The sequence below is a fragment of the Arthrobacter sp. G.S.26 genome (assembly GCF_050847375.1).
Classification (GTDB): domain Bacteria; phylum Actinomycetota; class Actinomycetes; order Actinomycetales; family Micrococcaceae; genus Arthrobacter.
This window is the reverse complement of record NZ_CP193752.1, coordinates 390,022-406,643: the sequence shown is the minus strand read 5'-3', so window position 1 is coordinate 406,643 and position 16,622 is coordinate 390,022. Positions and strand designations below refer to the sequence as shown.

General features: G+C 69.5%; 15 protein-coding genes. 4 read left to right on the top strand and 11 right to left on the bottom strand.

Annotated features, from left to right (window positions below; all coding sequences use genetic code 11):
• Positions 1-30: 30 nt before the first annotated feature.
• From ACRB8A_RS01960 to ACRB8A_RS01945, 4 genes are all read right to left on the bottom strand, one after another.
• Positions 31-1,260, bottom strand: coding sequence for an LCP family protein (locus ACRB8A_RS01960; protein ID WP_050684254.1), 1,230 nt, complete (start codon positions 1,258-1,260; stop codon positions 31-33).
• 70 nt (positions 1,261-1,330) lie between these two features.
• The gene (locus ACRB8A_RS01955; RefSeq protein ID WP_056601481.1) at positions 1,331-2,749 is read right to left on the bottom strand and encodes a HAMP domain-containing sensor histidine kinase; all 1,419 of its coding nucleotides are present in this window, start codon (positions 2,747-2,749) and stop codon (positions 1,331-1,333) included.
• A complete protein-coding gene (locus ACRB8A_RS01950) occupies positions 2,746-3,423 on the bottom strand; it encodes a response regulator transcription factor (protein WP_050684252.1) in 678 nt (225 codons plus the stop codon). The genes ACRB8A_RS01955 and ACRB8A_RS01950 overlap by 4 nt, the downstream gene beginning before the upstream one ends.
• A 52-nt stretch (positions 3,424-3,475) precedes the next feature.
• Positions 3,476-4,297: a putative protein N(5)-glutamine methyltransferase gene (locus ACRB8A_RS01945; protein ID WP_432245466.1), complete on the bottom strand. Its 822-nt coding sequence runs from the start codon at positions 4,295-4,297 to the stop codon at positions 3,476-3,478.
• Positions 4,298-4,377: 80 nt separating this feature from the next.
• Between ACRB8A_RS01945 and ACRB8A_RS01940 the strand changes: the two genes are divergently transcribed.
• Positions 4,378-5,433, top strand: a complete 1,056-nt coding sequence (locus tag ACRB8A_RS01940; protein WP_432245465.1) for a lactonase family protein — start codon at positions 4,378-4,380, stop codon at positions 5,431-5,433.
• Here ACRB8A_RS01940 and malQ read toward each other — a convergent pair.
• The gene (gene malQ, locus ACRB8A_RS01935) at positions 5,430-7,676 is read right to left on the bottom strand and encodes a 4-alpha-glucanotransferase (protein WP_432245464.1); all 2,247 of its coding nucleotides are present in this window, start codon (positions 7,674-7,676) and stop codon (positions 5,430-5,432) included. The genes ACRB8A_RS01940 and malQ overlap by 4 nt on opposite strands.
• A 408-nt stretch (positions 7,677-8,084) precedes the next feature.
• Here malQ and ACRB8A_RS01930 point away from each other — a divergent pair, with 408 nt between their 5' ends.
• Positions 8,085-9,128 (top strand): aldo/keto reductase, encoded by a 1,044-nt coding sequence (locus ACRB8A_RS01930; RefSeq protein WP_050684249.1) that lies wholly within the window; start codon positions 8,085-8,087, stop codon positions 9,126-9,128.
• A 21-nt stretch (positions 9,129-9,149) separates the two neighbouring features.
• On the opposite strand, the gene ACRB8A_RS01925 is transcribed toward ACRB8A_RS01930, so the two are convergent.
• Genes ACRB8A_RS01925 through ACRB8A_RS01915 form a run of 3 tightly spaced genes read right to left on the bottom strand, consistent with a single transcriptional unit; the run spans position 9,150 to position 11,035 of the window.
• Entirely contained in the window at positions 9,150-9,449 is a 300-nt protein-coding gene (locus tag ACRB8A_RS01925) for a hypothetical protein (RefSeq protein WP_050684248.1), read from the bottom strand.
• Positions 9,450-9,458: 9 nt separating this feature from the next.
• Positions 9,459-10,442: a DMT family transporter gene (locus ACRB8A_RS01920; protein ID WP_432245463.1), complete on the bottom strand. Its 984-nt coding sequence runs from the start codon at positions 10,440-10,442 to the stop codon at positions 9,459-9,461.
• Positions 10,439-11,035: a TetR/AcrR family transcriptional regulator gene (locus tag ACRB8A_RS01915; RefSeq protein ID WP_432245462.1), complete on the bottom strand. Its 597-nt coding sequence runs from the start codon at positions 11,033-11,035 to the stop codon at positions 10,439-10,441. The genes ACRB8A_RS01920 and ACRB8A_RS01915 overlap by 4 nt, the downstream gene beginning before the upstream one ends.
• Positions 11,036-11,182: 147 nt before the next feature.
• On the opposite strand from ACRB8A_RS01915, the gene ACRB8A_RS01910 reads away from it, so the two are divergent.
• Both ACRB8A_RS01910 and ACRB8A_RS01905 read left to right on the top strand, forming a co-directional pair.
• Positions 11,183-11,482, top strand: coding sequence for a DUF4193 domain-containing protein (locus tag ACRB8A_RS01910; RefSeq protein ID WP_050684246.1), 300 nt, complete (start codon positions 11,183-11,185; stop codon positions 11,480-11,482).
• A gap of 127 nt (positions 11,483-11,609) precedes the next feature.
• Positions 11,610-12,677, top strand: a complete 1,068-nt coding sequence (locus ACRB8A_RS01905; RefSeq protein ID WP_050684245.1) for a quercetin 2,3-dioxygenase — start codon at positions 11,610-11,612, stop codon at positions 12,675-12,677.
• 86 nt (positions 12,678-12,763) lie between these two features.
• Here ACRB8A_RS01905 and ACRB8A_RS01900 read toward each other — a convergent pair whose 3' ends face one another.
• The 3 genes from ACRB8A_RS01900 to ACRB8A_RS01890 are packed head-to-tail and all read right to left on the bottom strand — an operon-like array spanning position 12,764 to position 16,609.
• Positions 12,764-14,002 carry a DUF3500 domain-containing protein gene (locus tag ACRB8A_RS01900; RefSeq protein WP_050684244.1) on the bottom strand — a complete coding sequence of 413 codons (1,239 nt, stop codon included), beginning with the start codon at positions 14,000-14,002 and terminating at the stop codon, positions 12,764-12,766.
• On the bottom strand, positions 13,980-15,737 hold the full coding sequence (locus ACRB8A_RS01895) for an FAD-dependent monooxygenase (protein ID WP_432245461.1): 1,758 nt from the start codon (positions 15,735-15,737) through the stop codon (positions 13,980-13,982). Before ACRB8A_RS01895 ends, ACRB8A_RS01900 begins: the two co-directional genes overlap by 23 nt.
• Complete coding sequence (locus tag ACRB8A_RS01890; RefSeq protein WP_432245460.1) at positions 15,737-16,609, bottom strand: fumarylacetoacetate hydrolase family protein; 873 nt, start codon at positions 16,607-16,609, stop codon at positions 15,737-15,739. Before ACRB8A_RS01890 ends, ACRB8A_RS01895 begins: the two co-directional genes overlap by 1 nt.
• Positions 16,610-16,622: the final 13 nt, after the last annotated feature.

The window sequence follows — 16,622 nt, the reverse complement described above, 5'->3', positions numbered from 1 at the left end:
GCCATCGCCAGCAGGATTACGACGGCGGCACTACCAGGAGTAGGGAACGATGCAGTTGTCCTGCGCCGCACTTTGTCCTTCGACGTTTTCGGGCGCGGACGGGAGGCCGGTTGAGCCGTCCGACGGTGACGCCGGGTCCTCCGGGACCACGGACGCACCCGCCGTGCCGCCGTCGTCGTTATCCCCTCCATCCGTTCCTGCCTGGACGCCCCGGCCCGCGTTGTCCCCGCCAAGGACCAGCTGTTCGCTGGAAGTCACCACCTCCATCAGCGCCTGCGCGGCCACGGTGTCAGGCAGGAGCCGGTTGCCGGCGGGGATGTACGGGTAGGTCACCAGGTTCAGGTCCTGGAGCGGGATGTCACGGAAGGCGCCAGCCAGGGAGACCAAAGCGGGCAGGTCCGCCAGGCTGCTGGAGAGCGTGGTGTTCCGCGTGGCCGCCTCGGCGATGGCATAGAGGCGCGGGATGTTGGTGAGGGTGGACTCGTCCTGCAGTTTGCGCATCAGCGAGGAAGCGAATGCCTGCTGCGATGAGATCCGGGCCAGGTCGCTGCCATCGCCCACGCCGTGCCGGGAACGGAGGACGGCAAGTGCCTGCCCGCCCTGCAGGTCGTAGGTTCCTGCCGCCGGGATGGCCAGCCCGGAATCGGGGTCGTCAATGGGTCCCGCAAAGCACATGGGCACACCGCCCACGGCGTTGGAAAGGTCAATCATGCCCTGGAAGGACAAACTTGCCGCGTACTGGATGTCCAGGTCCGTGAGCGACTCGGCCACCGCCACGGTGCAGGGCAGCCCGCCCCGGCCCAGCGCCTCGTTGAAGGGCACCCCGGCCCCGCCGGCCGTCACGGCGCCAGTGTGGGGGTTCCGGCAGTCCGGGAAGTCAACCAGCAGGTCCCGGGGAATCGACAGGACAGTGGCTTCGGTATGGGCCTCATTGACGTGCAGGACCATGGTGACGTCGTTACGGGCTCCCTCGATGTCTCCTTCGCCGAAGGACTCCCCTTGGCCGTCCCTGCCGTCCGATCCCACCACCAGCACGTTGAAGCTGCCTGCGTGTTCAGCGGCGGCACCTGGACCGGCGGCCAGGTCCACTGTGTCGATATTGGCCGCCAGCCGGACAGCACCGACCCCAACAACGGCAATGACCATCAGCGCGACCGCCAACGCCGAGAGGGCCACGAGCCTGCGCATCCGCCTGCCGGGCCGTCCGCCGCGCGGCAACCGGTCCGGGTAGGGGGGAACGTGGGGCGGGGAGCCGTCCATAACGGGCCTCCAATTCTGGGTGCAGGCGAAAGGTCGCTCCACATGGTTCCCCGGCTATGTCACAGGACCGTCACACCATCGCGGCGTCTACTGTCCAGGAAGCGGGTGCCGCGGGCAGCGCAAGGACAAAGGTGGCGCCCGTTTCCGTGCCTGCCAGGGCCAGCGTCCCGCCAAGGAGCCTGGCGTTTTCCCTGGCGATGGCGAGCCCCAGCCCGCTGCTGTCCGGCCTGCGGCGGGCCGGGTCAAGCACCGTGAAACGCTCAAAGATGTGCTCGCGCCGGTCTGCGGGGATACCTGGCCCGTGGTCCTGGACCGTGATGATGATGCCGCCGCCGCGTTCCGCTGCGCTGACCCGGATGGGGGCGGCACCATAGCGGAGGGCGTTGGTGAGCAGGTTGCTGACCACCGTCCGCACCCGGGCAAAGTCGGTGACCAGGACCAGGCTGCGGGGGCAGGAAAGTTCCACAGAGCCACTGCGCTCCGGATCAGCGTCGAGCACTGCTTCCTGCAGGGCAGCCAGGAGCCGGCCGCGGGAGACGCTGATCCGCGCGGCGCCGGCTTCCATCCGGGACAGCTCCAGGACCTCCGCCACCAGCACGGACAGTCGCCGGGTTCCGTCGGTGGTGATCCGGACGGCTGCGGCCTGCTCCTCCGGAGTGGCCTGCCGGAAGTCGGCCAGGATTTCGCTGACGGCGGCCATGGACGCCAGCGGTGTCCGGAGTTCATGCGCCACGTCCCCCACCAGCCGGCGGGCTTCCTGCTCACGGCGGGCAAGCTGGGCCATGCTCACGGACAGGCTGCGCGAAGACTCGGCCAGGGTCCCGGCCACCTTGTCGATGTCGGGAAACGCTGACCTTGCCGGCTCGGGGACGGCGCCGTCGCCCACCTGCTGGGCCATCCGGGCCAGCCGCCGCAGCGGCCGGGTCAGCGCGGTACCCAGGAACAGGCCCAGGACGATGGCCAGGGCAACCGCGATGCCGCCGATCGCAACGCCCGCGCCCACCAGCTGGAGGAGCTGCCTGCGTTCCGGTTCCAGGGAATAGGCGGTGACAACGGCAAGCCTGGGCTGCTGATCCTCGCCTCGGGCGGGCAGCACTCCGCCCACAAAAAACACCTCGTCACCGTTCAGGGTGCCGCGGCGGAACTGCAAGTCAGTGGTCTCCGGGCCCAACGCGCCCAGGAACGGAGCCGGGATGTCTGCCCGGCCCAGGTCCCCGGCGCTCCGGGTGCCCTGCAGGTCAAAGATGACGGTGCGGCCGGGCAGCACCTCACCGTACAGGTCCCACTCGGCATCGGGCGCGGCCAGGGTGACCGCCCGGCTGAAAGGCGCGGTACTTTCGCGGAAGTCGGCCAGCAGCGCCTCCTGCCGGGACGCATACGTGGCGTCCCGGGTGATGCCCACCAGGACCACTGTCACCAGGACACTGACCAGGACGGCGGTGGTGGTCAGGGCAAGCACCAGCGCCCACCGCAGGCTCAGCCGCCTCACCGGAGCCGGTATCCGATGCCCCGGAGAGTTTCGAGCGCGGGTTCCGTCACTTCCGCTTCGGTGAGTTTGGCACGCAGGCGTTGGATGGTGGTGTCCACCACCCGCGGCGATTCGGGCGGCGAATCGGCCCACACGGAGTCAATCAGCTGGCTCCGGCTCAGGGCATGGCCTGGCCTGCCGGCCAGTTCCAGGAGCAGCCGGAATTCCGTGGCGGACAGGGACAGGACCGAATCCCCCGCGAGCACTTCCTTGGCGGAATCGTCAATGCGCAGCTGGCCCAGTTGGACCGGACCTGCAGGGCCGGTGTCCTGCATCCGGCGCCCGCGCCGCAGCACGGCCCGCAACCGGGCTTCCAGAACGTCCGGCGCCACCGGCTTCACCACATAGTCGTCGGCTCCGGCTTCGAGGCCGCCCACCACGTCCGCATCATCATCGCGGGCCGTGAGAAGGACGGTGGGGAACCCCCACTCGGCCGCGATGCGCCGGCACAGGCCAAACCCGTCGCCGTCGGGCAGCATCACGTCGATGACCCCGATGTCCGGCTGGCCCGTCCGCGCGCAGTCGAGGGCCGCTGCGACCGTTCCTGCGGCCAGGACTTCATGGCCGCGCCGCCCGAGGGCAGTGCTGAAGCCGAGCAGGATCCCGGCGTCGTCATCCACCAGCAGGATTCGCACACGTGCCTTTCGCTCCGGAGGTGTCTGCGCGGCCAGACGGCGGCCGCCCTGTTTATGCTAGCGGTGCCGTGCCCGCAACAGCCGTCCCGTCCACGTCGGCGGACCGGACCGTGCGGACCGCCAGCCCTGCCGCGGCCAGGATCGATGCCGTCCCGGCCGCCTGGCGTCCACTGGTTTCCATGATCAGCCGGCCGCCCGGTTCCAGCCAGTCCAGCGCTCCCGCGGCAACCCGCCGGTGCACGTCCAGGCCGTCGGCGCCGCCATCCAGGCAGGCCAGGGTTTCGTGCAGGCGCGCCTCCGGGGGCATGGTCGCGATGGCCGCGCTGGGAACATAGGGGGCGTTGACCGCGAGGACCCGGACCCTGCCCCGCAGCTCCGGCGGCAACGCTTCAAAGAGGTCACCCTGGTGAACCTGCCCGCCCAGCGGTCCGATATTGCGGCGGGCGCAGTCCACCGCAACCTGGTCGATGTCCGCGGCGTGCAGCTCGATGCCCCGTACCTTCGCGGCGATGCCCGCACCTACCGCCCCGGAGCCGCAGCACAGGTCAACCACCACCGCCCCGGCGGCACCCCTGGCGGCCAGGAATTCCGCTGCCTCCTGCACCAGGAGCCCGGTCCGGCGGCGCGGCACAAAAACACCGGGGACGACGGCGATGCGCCGGCCCGCAAAGTCGGCCCACCCCACGATGTACTCCAGCGGGATCCCGGCAAGCCGTTGCCGGACGTAGTCCGCCAACTCGGCCGGCCCGGACGCCTCAGCGAGGAGCAGCCGGGCCTCGTCCTCGGCAAAAACGCAGCCGGCCCCGCGGAGCATGGACGCGATGCCCTCACCTGATAAAACTTCCGGGGTGGGAATGGCGCCCCCTTCCTCCATCGGCGCGGGCTGGGAATTCCATGCTATCGGACACCGCGCGGGTGACCCCGGAACCCGCATTGTCTTGGCAGGATGGGTTCATGGCGTACACCTCAAGCGATTCCAGCACCATTCTCTGGACCGGCACCTACACCCCTGACGGCGGCGGCCGGGCGGAGGGCATCGGTGCGCTCAAGGCAAACAGGGACGGAACACTCGAATGGCTGGGAACGGCGGTACCGGCAGAGTCGCCGTCGTTTGTGGCTGCCCATCCCACGCTCCCGGTGGTGTATGCCGTGGCCGAGCAGCGTCGTATGGTCCAGGCATATGCGCGCACCGGCAGCTTTGGCCTGGCCCCGGCCGGTGGACCAGTGGAGGCCGGCGATGCCACCTGCCACGTGGCGGTGGACCCGCAGGGCAGGTTCCTCACCGCCACCTGTTGGGGCGACGGCCAGGTCATCCTCTACGAACTCGATCCGGCGGGGGCTATCACCGGCCGGTTCCCCGCTGGTGCCGGCACCGACCCGTATGCCGGGCAGGCCGTGGACGCGCCGCGGCAGAGCCGCGCCCACGCCAGCCTGATGCTGGCGGACGGCCGGATCATGACCACTGACCTGGGCCACGACATCCTGCGGATCTGGAAGTATGTGCCCGGCACCGGGCTGGTTTTGGACGGGGAGGTGGTGCTGCCGTTCGGGAGCGGACCGCGCCACCTGGTCCAGCACATCAGCGGCAGCGTCTTTGTGGTGTCCGAATACTCCATTGAGGTTTTTGTGGTCCGGCCCGTTGCGGGCACCTTTTCCCTGGCGTTCCAGGGGCCGGCCACTGCCGGCGGCAGTGGGCCCGGCGATTCGGCCGCGGAGATCTGCCTTGGCCCCGGCGACCGCCATGCCTACGCCGGTGTCCGCGGGTCCAACCTCATCAGTGTCCTGGAGGTGGTGGATGGCGGCGCCGGCCTGGTTCCCGTCAAGGACGTGGACTGCGGCGGCGACTGGCCGCGCCACCACGTTGTCCTGGGCCCCTGGCTGCATGTGGCCCACGAACGTTCAGACACTGTGGCCACCTTCGCCCTGGATCCCGCCACGGGACTGCCGGGACCGTTGGTCCGGACAGTCCGCGTGGCGTCACCCACTGCGCTGGTCCCCGCTTCGGCCTAGGGGTTCCGCAACGCGCGCTCCACCGAGTCGAGCAGCGACGTAAAGCGGCTGTTGCTGGGCAGATCGTCCAGGAACACCGGTTTGCCGTCCGGACCGCCGAGCGGCACCTGCCAATTCGGGTAGAGCGCTTCGGTGGTTCCGGGCTGGTTCTGGACCCGCCGCTCCCCCACCGCATCCACCAGCGCCACCCCCAGCAGGACCGACGGCGCCTCCGTCAGCAGCAGGTGCAGCGCCTCGATGGTTTTGGCCTCGGAATCCCCACGGCCGGCGGTTCCGCCGGGACCGTCGCCGGAAAGGTATCCCCGTTCGCGGAGCAGCGCAAACATCTTCTCCAGCGAGGCGTTGTGCTCTTCCCGTTCCTCGGCCTCGGACCGTTCCAGCAGGCCCAGCCGGCTGCGGAGCGCCACGTGGTCCCCCGCGAGGTAGCCGGCGGTAGGTGGAAGGTCGTGGGTGTTGACGCTGGCGAGCGCCTGCACGCGGTACTTTTCCGGCGGAAGGGGCGAATCGCCGTCGTACTCGAACCACAGGATGGATGTTCCCAGGATGCCGCGCGCGGCCAGGTAGTCCCGGACCCACGGCTCGAAGGTGCCCAGGTCCTCACCAATCACCACGGCGCCGGCGCGGTGCGCCTCCAGCGCCAGGATGCCGATCAGCGCCTCATGGTCATAGCGGACGTAGGCGCCATCCCCCGGCGCGTTGCCGGCCGGAACCCACCAGAGCCGGAACAGGCCCAGCACGTGGTCCACCCGGATACCGCCCGCATGCCGGAGCACGGTGGCCAGCATGTTCCGGAACGGCGCGTAGCCGGCCTCGGCCAACCGGGAGGGGTGCCACGGCGGCTGGCCCCAGTCCTGGCCCTGCTGGTTATACATGTCCGGCGGCGCACCCACGCTGGTCTCCGGCGCCAGGACGCCGCGCAGCGTCCAGGCATCGGCGCTGTTCAGGTCCACGCCCACGGCCAGGTCGTGGACCACGCCCAGCCGCATGCCCGCACGGCGCGCCGACTGCTGCGCCGATTCAAGCTGTTCGTCGCAGATCCACTGCAGCCAGCGGTGGAACCCGATCCGGTCCGCGAGCTTCTCCTGCAGGGCCGCAGCGCCGGAGGTGCCCACCGCGAAGCCGGGGTCCGTCCACAACGGATCATCGGGTGCCGCGTCCTCACGGATCGCAGACCACAGCGCAAAATGGTCCAGGCCCGTACCGGAGATCCGGCAGAATTCGTCGAAGGCTGCCTGCCGGGCGGGCGCGCGGCGCGCGTGGTAGAGGAGCTCGAGCGCCTGCAGCTTGGCCGCGTAAACGGCGTCCCGGTCCAGGCGGTCAGCGTTGTGGTTCAGGCCCGCCACTTCTTCGCGGAGCCGCTCCACCGTGGCCCGCTTGCGGGGTTTCAGGTAGGCCAGCTCGGGGATGTCCTCCACCCGGATGTAGAGCGGGTTGAAGAAACGGCGGGTGGACGGTGAGTACGGCGAGGGCTGGACCGGCGGCACCGGCTCGGCCGCGTGCAGCGGGTTCACCAGCACGTAGTCGGCGCCGCGCTGCCCGCTGATGGCGGCGAGGTCTGCCAGGTCCGCAAAGTCGCCAATCCCCCAGGACCGTTTGGACCGCACGGAGTACAGCTGCGTGGCCAGCCCCCAGCCACGTCGCTCCTCCAGGTGCCGGGCTGTTTCCAGCCGTTCGGGGACCACCACCAGTGTTGCGGTGGCGGTGGCGTCCCCTGACGTGGCGTGCAGGGTGTGCCAGCCCAGCGGCAGGTCCGCCGGCAGGGCGAAGGTGGCGCGGCCCGTCAGGACGCCGTCCACCTCGCGCGGCTGGACCCAGGCATCCTGTTGGGTGGCTTCCCGGATGTCGGCACCGTCCTCCAGGGTGATGGCCAGGCTTACCGCAGCGCCGTCCGGCACGTGGACCGGAACGTCCGCCGGCTTGCCCTGCCTGACAACGACGGCGGGCGGCAGCATCCGCTGCCAGGGCGCCAGTTCCGCGGCGGCGAGCGCCGCCTGGATCTGCTGGTTGGTGTGCGCCTGGACGCCCAGGGAATGCAGCACCTTGATCAGCGTCGCGGCCGCCACAGTATGGGGCAGGCCGTCCCAGCCCTGGAAAGTGGTGCCAACGCCGTGCGCATCGGCCAACTGCTGGAGGAGGGCAGGATCCACGGCGTCGGCCAGGGGGGATCCGCTGCCGGCAGCCGCTCCGGGAGGGGCCGCCGGGCCGCCCGCTGGGTGGGACTGCTGCTGCTCTGTTGCCGTCATGGATGTCCGCCTCGCCTGGTGTGATGGGACCGAACTTACAAAAGCTGGCGTGTCGCACCGGGCGCCTGCACCCCCGCGCACAACCGTCGCTCCAGATTATGGCAGGAGGCGCCGGGGACGAAACCTGACCGCATGGGCACGGCCCTCCCTGCCCAACGGAACCGGGGTCAGCACGGCGAAGCCGGCCCCTGCTGCTGGTTCCGCCGGCACCTGCCCGGTGTCCCGCCGTCGGACGTTCCACCGCATACCCTGCCCGGGCCGCCACATTTCGTCATGCCCGGCCCGTCCCGTTACCTTGTGCGACGAAAAGAGAAGGACTAAGGCGGAATTCTGCGGCCCCCCGGCCAATCTGTGTAGCGTCGTGACGATCGAGGACATAAACGGCACGGATTGTGGAGGAAACCCGGGATGAGCCTGAGCGAACTGCGGGTGTTTGGGCGGTCGGGCACGCCCATCAGCCCACTCACCCTGGGCACCATGAACTTCGGCGAAGGCACCGGCGGGCAGCAGGGCGCCCCCACGGGCGCCGATGAAAGCATCCGCATCATCAACGCCGCACTCGATGCCGGAATCACCGCCGTGGACACCGCGGACGTCTACTCCCAGGGCGAGTCGGAGCAGGTGGTGGGCCGGGCGCTGCGCGGCCGCCGCGACGACGTTTTCCTGGCCACCAAGTTCCACGGCCAGATGAGCGCCAACCCGGCGCACTCCGGAAACTCCCGGCGCTGGATCACGCAGGCGGTGGAAGGCAGCCTCCGCCGGCTGCAAACCGACCGGATCGACCTGTACCAGGCGCACCGGCCGGACTACAACACCGACGTCCTGGAGACCATTACCACCCTCAACGACCTCATCCGGCAGGGCAAGATCCTCTACTACGGCACGTCCGTATTCACCCCGGCGCAGCTGGTGGAGGCGCAGTGGCTGGCCAACACCAACCACCTCATTCCGCCGCTGGGCAACCAGGTGCCGTACTCCATGCTGGTGCGCGGCAACGAACGCGACGTGCTGCCCATTGCGCAGCAGTACGGCCTGGGTGTCCTGGCGTACGGCCCACTGGCGGGCGGCTGGCTGTCCGGAAGTTTTGTGCTGAAGGAGGGCACAGCGTCCAAGGTGCACTCACTGCCCGGCCGGTACGACATCTCCGGCCCCACCAGTGAACGCAAGCTGCACGCCGCCGACGCCCTGGCGCGGCTCGCCGACAAGCTCGAGCTGTCCCTCGTGGACCTCGCCGTGGGGTTCACCCTGGCCCACCCGGCCATCAGCAGCGTCATCATCGGGCCGCGCAGCGGGGAACACCTCGCCGCGTACCTGGCCGCGGCGGACGTCCGGCTCAGCGAGGCCGTCCTGGACGCCATCGATGAGCTGGTGCCGCCGGGTACCAACTTTGTGGAGCGCGACGCCGGTGCGATCGTGCCGTCCATCGAATTCGCTGAGCTGCGCCGGCACTGAGCCCCTGCCGGACCTGGTTTGTTATGCCCGGGCTATGCGCTGCCGGCCCACGCGGAAGCCGGCCCAGAACGCCAGGGCCAGCAGTCCGGCGCCCACCAGGGCCACGCCGGACAGGGACGTGCCGTCCACCACCACCAGCTCAGGGCCTGACGAGGCGAAGGATGTATTGCTCAGGGGCGCGTAGGCAACCCAACCGATTTCCCGTGGTGCATTGAGGATAACCAGCCCCGCCACCGTGGCCGCCACTGCCAGCAAGGGCACCAGCCACCGTTGGAGCGTTTTGGCGGTGCGTCCTGGATTGCTGCTTTCCCCCGAAGTCATGCGCCCAGCCTACCGGCGCAGGCCCGTCGCCGGGATGGGGGCCTGTTTCTCCGCCGTCCTGCCCGGCCCCAGGATAAAGAGGCTCCCCAGGACCACTGCGGCCCCGAGCCAGCCCGCGGCCGGCAACCGTTCCCCCACCACCAGCACGGCAAGGACGGCCGCCACCACCGTCTCCAGCAGCGAGATTCCGGTAGCTGTGCTGGCCCCGACCCGCCCCAGGCCCCAGCCGAACAGCAGGTAGCCCGCAAACATCGGGATCAGGGCCATGTAGGCGCCAACCGCCGCAGCCGTCCACGACTCCAGCAGGGCACCTCCGGTGACGGCCAGCACCGGCATCAGCAGCAGGCCGCCCAACCCGAAAACTGCGCCCATTGCCGCCTTGGACGGGATGCCGGCGCCGATGATGCGGTGCGCGGCCCAGGAATACAGGGCATAGGTGGCGCCGGCGAGCAGGCCCAGCAGGATTCCCGCCGTCGACAGCCACGGCGACCCGTCTCCGCCTGCTGCGGCCCCTCCACCGTGGCCCGCAAACGACAGCACTGCGGCTCCGGAGATGCCCAGCAGCGCGCCGACGATCCACCGGCGGCGAAGCCGCTGTCCATCCACAAGCCGCTCGATCAGCGCGGCCGCAATGGGGGCGGAACCGATGGAAACCACCGTTCCAACGGCCACGCCGGACAGGTGCATGGCGGAATAGAACGCCAGCGGATAGACGGCCACCGCTGCGGCGCCCATCAGCAGCAGCGGCCAGCGGGCCAACAGCCCGGTGCGGTGGCGCCGGATCGATGACAGCGCAAAAAGGGCCTGCAGCAGCCCACCCACCCCCATGGCCACGGCGCCGATGGCCAGCGGACCGGCGCCGGGGGCGAAGGTGGCGGCTGTCCCGGTGGTGCCCCACAGGACGGAGGCAGCCACCACGGCAAGGGCTCCGCGGCTGTGTCCGCCGGTTGGCCGGGCTGTGGCCGCCGGAGCCTGAACCCGGGCGGCCGTCACAGGGCTTCCAGGAGTCCGGCGGCAAGCAGCCGGGCTTCAAGGAGCGGGCCGTCGTCGCCCTGCAGCCCGGCGCGGGCCATGGCGCCCTCCAGGAGGAACGCCAGGTGCCGCGCCAGTTGCGCTGCCCGGCCCGGCTCCCCCGGCAGCAACGTTTGCAGTGGCCCGCGGAGGAGGTCCTCCACGTCTTCCTTGTGTTGCCGGACGGCCTGGCGGCCGGGATCACCGGCCGGGAGTTCGGCTGCGGCGTTCAGGAGCCCGCAGCCGCGGAACCCGTCCTGGTAGGCGAAGTTGGCGTGGTCGCGGTACGCGTCAAACACCGCCAGCACCTGCTCCCCGGGGTCCGCTGCGGCGTCCAGGCGGGCACGGTACAGGTCCAGCCATTCCTCGTGGCGTGCCTCCAGGTAGGCAGCCACCAGGTCCGCCTTGGAACGGAAGTTGTTGTACAGGCTCTTTTTGGCCACGCCCGCACCGGCGGTGATGGCATCGATCCCTGTGGCCGTGATTCCGTGGGCGTAAAAGAGCGGGGCGGCGGCTTCAAGGAGCAGCGTGCGCGCGGGGCGCCGCGTGGAACCGGCGGGAATTGTTGCAGGCATGTGGGGCTCCGGAATCGTAGGTAGTTAGACCAGTCTACGTACCCTGCACCGCAATCGCGTAGAGTAGCGGGAATATCTGCAGACCGTGACCCGTTGTGGCTCTGTCCGGAACAATCCGCGCGTGAAAGCCGACAGGAGAAAGCACCAATGTCAGTTGACTACGACGCCCCCCGGGTGACCCCCGGCGACGAGCCGAACACCGCCCTGGACGAGCTGAAGAACGACAAGTCCAACCGCCGCGAAGCGGTGGTGGACGTGGACGAAACAGACCTTGCCGAAGGCTTCGAACTGCCCGGCGCTGACCTCTCCAACGAGGAGCTGCAGGTCCAGGTGGTCCCCGTACAGCTGGACGAGTTCACGTGCATGTCCTGCTTCCTGGTCCACCACCGCAGCCAACTGGCCCGGGAAAAGGACGGCAAGAAGTACTGCCGGGAGTGCGAGTCCTAAGGACCCCGCACGGCGTGACCCACTTCGGCTTCCAACCATTGGAATCCAGCCTCGTAGCAGGACCGGCGGCCAGCCATGCTGTAGGTCACGCTCCGGCACTGGCCGGCCGACTGGAAAGAAGGAACCCATGTCCCTCAGCGTTGAGGAAATGAACAGGCAGCTCCCGGTTGCCAACGCCCTGCCCGGCGAGGCCCTGCCGTATTACATGGCATCAGGCGAAGGCGCGCGCTACGAGCTCAACGGCCAGCTGGTCACCGTGATCGCGCGGGCAGCCGATACCGGCGGGATCTTCAGTGCGGCCTACATCTCCGGCGGCATGGGCGCGGAGTCGCCCTTCGTCACGCACCAGGTTGAGCACAAGACCCTCTACGTCTTCGACGGGATCCTGCACGTCTGGCTCCCAGGCGAAAGCCGCATCCTGACCCCGGGCGACTCCGTGGTCATCCCGCCGGGAACCCCGCACGCCTACCGCATGGCCAGCCACTACACCCGCTTCCTGAACTGGATGACGCCCGGTGGCGCCGAGGCCTACTACGAACGCGTGGGCACCCCCATCGACTCGCACGTGCCCCCGGTCCGCGCCGGCCGCACCGCGGGGCTGCAGGAGCAGGCGGAAATCGGTGCCGAATTCGGCATCACCTTCCCGGACGTGGAACGGGTGGCGCCCGCCTTCAAGCACGACGCCGGCCTGCCGCCGTCGGAAAGCCCGTACTTCCTCAGCGCCGGCGAAGGTGAGCGGCTGGTCAGCTACCAGACCATGTTCACCTACCTGTCCCGGCCCGCCAACACCGGGTCCAACTACTTCGCCGTGCACACCAAGGGTGCAAAATCACCGTACATTCCGCTGCACTTCCACTCCGAACACACCGAGAACTTCCTGTGCACCGAGGGCCGGATGTGGCTGTACGCCAACGGCCGCGAAATGCTGCTGACCAAGGGGGACTTTGTGCATGCCCCCGCCGGCACCATCCATTCCTTCGCGTTCGATGCGCACAACACCCAGATGGTGGGCTTCCTGACTCCCTCGGTGTTCAACGGGTTCTTCGAATACTTCAACAAGCCCACCGAGGACTACATGTACACCGAAGGCGGCCAGCCCTACATGGACATGGAAGGCTTCGGCCGGGCCCAGGCGGAGATGGACCTCACCGTGGTGGGACCCCCGCCGCAGCGCCGCGCCGCCCTGGAGCTCTAACCGCCCCGCGGTGCCCCCACCCAACTGACTCGCAGTTGTTGTCGTTTTGAGCCCCCAAAACGACAACAACTGCGAGTCAGTTGGGTTTAAGGGGTCAGGGCCTGCTTGACCAGCCCGCGGCCGTAGTCGTTTCCGTTGGGGGTCCGGACCACCGTGTGCATGTGGAATGGCGCCGGCTCGTCATTGTCCAGGAACACCCCGGTGTGATGGTCAAGCTCCAGGATTACCACCGGACTCTGCACGCGCAGGTAAAACGCCTCCGCACCCTCCCAGCCGCCGATCCAGCTGAAGAAGGTCTCACTGTAATGACTGCGGATCTCCCGGAGCCGGGCGGCACGCGGCCCGGCCGGCAGGTACACCAGGAAATCCGCCACCAAGGCATCCAGCACTTCGAGGGCTTCGGTGGGCATGGCGGAGACCTTGATCCCCTCGTACGGGATCACCCGGTTGTCCTGGAAGCAGCCGCCAAGGTGCCGCTCGTCGCCGGAGTGGAGCCGGCCCTCAGGCATGGCAGGGTCAACCATGGCCGCATAGACCGTGGCCGCGTCGCGTAGCTCAGCGGGCAAGGCTTCCATCAGCTGCCGGGCCAGCCCGATCCGCTCCTTGAACACCTGGACGCCGCGGTGCGGGCCGGCGTCGATCAGGTCCGGTTCGGCGCCGAGGAACACCGGCGAGATGACCAGCTGGGTGCCTGCCACCAAAGCGTTCACGGCCGCGTGGTGGCCAAAAAGCTGCCACCCCCACGGCTCCGTCCCGGACGGTTCGCCGAAGAGGGAGAAGTTGTAGCTGAACTCGTTCATCAGCAGGGGCAGCTCCACCAGGTCGCCCAGGAAGCCGTTGATCCGCATCAGCCCGCGCACCAACTCGAAGCCTTCCGGGCTGAGCGTGGCTTCCACCAGGGCCAGTGCGGCATCCCGGACGGGGGCGTCCAGTTCGTCCAGCCGGAGCCCGGTATCGTGCTGCATAAACTCGGGGTTGGCCCAGCTCTGCCACTCCACCGCGTCCACGGCGTAGCGGAGCTTCCCGGCCTGCTGATCACTCACCACGGCCAGGAGTTTCCCGGCCGCTGCCACCATCTGCGCGGTGGGCGCCTCTTCGCCGGGCCGGGCGGGGGCCAACGGAAACAGGCCTTCTTGCATCACGCCGTCACTGGTGATCCCGCGGAACGGCCGGGGGTAGAGCTTTTTCCAGCCCTCGATCATGGGCCCGGCGAAGGAATCCCGCGTGGCCGCCTCGGCGTACCCGCGGGCGTCCAGCCCCCTGATGGCCGCCACCCGTGGGTGGTCCGGGGCGTACAGGAAATCACGGAAGGACGGCGTCGACACGGGCACTCCTGGAGTCGTTGGGGGATGTTGCAGCGGCGTCGGCGGTCCAACCGGCCGCGACGGACAGGGCGGCCGCGGCGGCTTCTGCGGCGTTCCCGCGCCAGGCCACGTGCTGGTCGGGCCGGACCAGCACCGCGCCCGCGCCCCAAAGTTCGGCCATGGCGGTCCCGTCGTCGGACGGGCCGACGGCGGCAACGGTCACCGGAATGCCCTGCCGGGCGGCCGCTGCCAGGACCGGGGCGAAAACGTCGGTTTCCGGCACCCCGGCCAAGGTGCCGGCGTCGGCCAGCAAGGTGAAGCCGATGCCCAGGCTGCTGTACACCGAGGTGGCATCGGCCAGCCAGGTGTGCGGCAGCAGCGCGCCGGGACTGGCGGACGGGACATAGCTGATGGGGTCATCCGGCGGGATGGGCAGGCCATCCGGGACCACCACCGGCGAGCCCGCGTACGAGTAGCCCAGCACCAGGCCCAGGGAATCAAACTCGCTCTGCTTCACGGCGAGGGCCTGGTGGGCTGCGGCACGGGCGGCATCCCCGGCCGGGCCCGCCGCCGCCAGAGCCGGATCAGCGAAGTGGTACGCCAGGGCCTGGCCGTTGGCGGCGGCATCGCTGATGGTCCGGGCAGCAACCGGGCGGCGTTCAGCGCCGTAGCTGGGCAGGAGGCCGGGCCCGGCCCAGCCGTTGATCGAGGCGGCCAGTTTCCAGGCGAGGTTGGCGGCGTCGCCGATGCAGGTGTTGAAGCCGTGGCCGCCCCAGGGCGGGTTCAGGTGGGCGGCGTCGCCCACCAGGAAGATGTTGCCGAGGCTGTAGTCCGGTGCCAGGAGCATCCGGGCCGTCCAGGGGTCGGTGGCCAGGACTTCCACATCCACTTCGGCGCCGACCAGGGAATGGACCAGTTTTTCCGCGGCGGCGTCGTCCACCGAAACGTCGGGATCCACGCCCTGGACGATGGCCCACCACGTGTTGGCCAGGTCCATGGGACCCACCATGCCCGAGGCGTCCTGACCCACCACCCAGTAATGGACTGCCGGTTCCAGCGCCACGGCGCCGGCCAGCTGCCTGGAGCGGAACAGGACGCTGATGTTGGACAGCGCCGCGGACCCGCCCGCCAGGCGGATCCCCAGGCTGCGGCGTACTGCGGAGGTGCCGCCGTCGGCCCCGATGACGTAGTTGGCCACGACGGTTCGTTGCTCACCTGCAGGGGTCGCGACCAGCACGGAGTGCGGCGCGTGCGCCCCCTCGACATGCTGCACAGTGAGGCCGTAGGCCAAGGTGATCAGCGGATGCCGGCCGGCTGCGGCGCGCAGGACTTCCTCAAGTGCAGGCTGCGGGATCTGCTGGCCCGCCTCAGGCTGCGGGCCGTACCGCCCGGGGACCAGCTGGAAGGCGTTGCGGAACCGGCGCAGCTCATAGGCGGCGGGCCCGGTGAGGCCGGTGCAGAACGCGACATCCTGGGAGTACCCAACGGGAAGGGGCGCGGCGGCGCGGACGGCGTCCGCCAGGCCCAGGCGGCGTAAGTGCGTCATGGTGCGGGCATTGGTGGTTTTGGCCCGGGGCCGGGTGTGGTCCACGGCGTCCCGGGGCTCGATCACCAGGCTGGGGATGCCGCGGCCGGCAAGGTCCAGGGCCAGGAAGAGTCCGCTGGGGCCGCCGCCGGAAATGAGGACCTGCACCTCCCCCGGCAGCCCGGCCATGGCGGCCCGGCCGGCCGGGGTGGCAATGGGCGTGTCAGCCATCAGGCACGGCTCCGCAGGGACACGTCGCCCACGGGGGTGGTGAGGGTGCCGAGCTTGTCGATTTCCACTTCAACGGTGTCGCCGGGCTGGAGCAGCCACTGCGGTGTGCGGGCATAGCCCACACCCTCCGGCGTTCCGGTGGCTATGACATCGCCCGGATGCAGGGTGAACGTTTGGCTGATCAGGGCGATGATGGCCGGCACGGAGAAGATCATGTCCCGGGTGTTGCCGTTCTGGGCCTCCACACCGTTGACGCGGGTGCGGACCTGGAGGCCGTCCCGCAGGTCGCCCACCTCATCGCGGCTCACCAGCGGGCCCAGCGGGCCGCTGAAGTCGCCGTTTTTGCCAAGGGTCCACTGCGAGGTGAGCTTCTGGGCGGTTCGGGAGGTGATGTCGTTGAAGGTGGAGTAGCCGAAAACGGCGCCGGCAGCTGTTTCCTCGTCCACGGACTCCACCCGCTGGCCGATGTACGCCGCGACCTCACCCTCCCAGTCCAGGCCTGCTTCGCCGGTGGGGACCGGGACAGGGACGTTGCCCACGGACAGGGAAGCCGTCCAGCGCCCGAACAGAGTGGGATACGGCGGCAGGTCCTGGTCCTTGTAGCTGCCCTCGGCGACATGGGCTTTGTAATTCAGGCCCACGCAGATGACCCTGGCAGAGGCCGGGACCAGAGGCACTTCGGTGACGACTGCGCGCTCAAGGAAAGTGCCGCCGTCGGCCGCTTCCGTGTCCGTCACCAGGGAGGCGGCCTTGTCCTGCCAACCCGTAGGGTCGGCCCAGAAGTCGGCCACCGGGGCAAGGGGAAGGACGCGGGCGCCGGCCAGGGCCGCGGCCCAGGGCGTGCCGAGGTGGGTGATGCCGATGAAATGCATGGGGGGCCTTTCA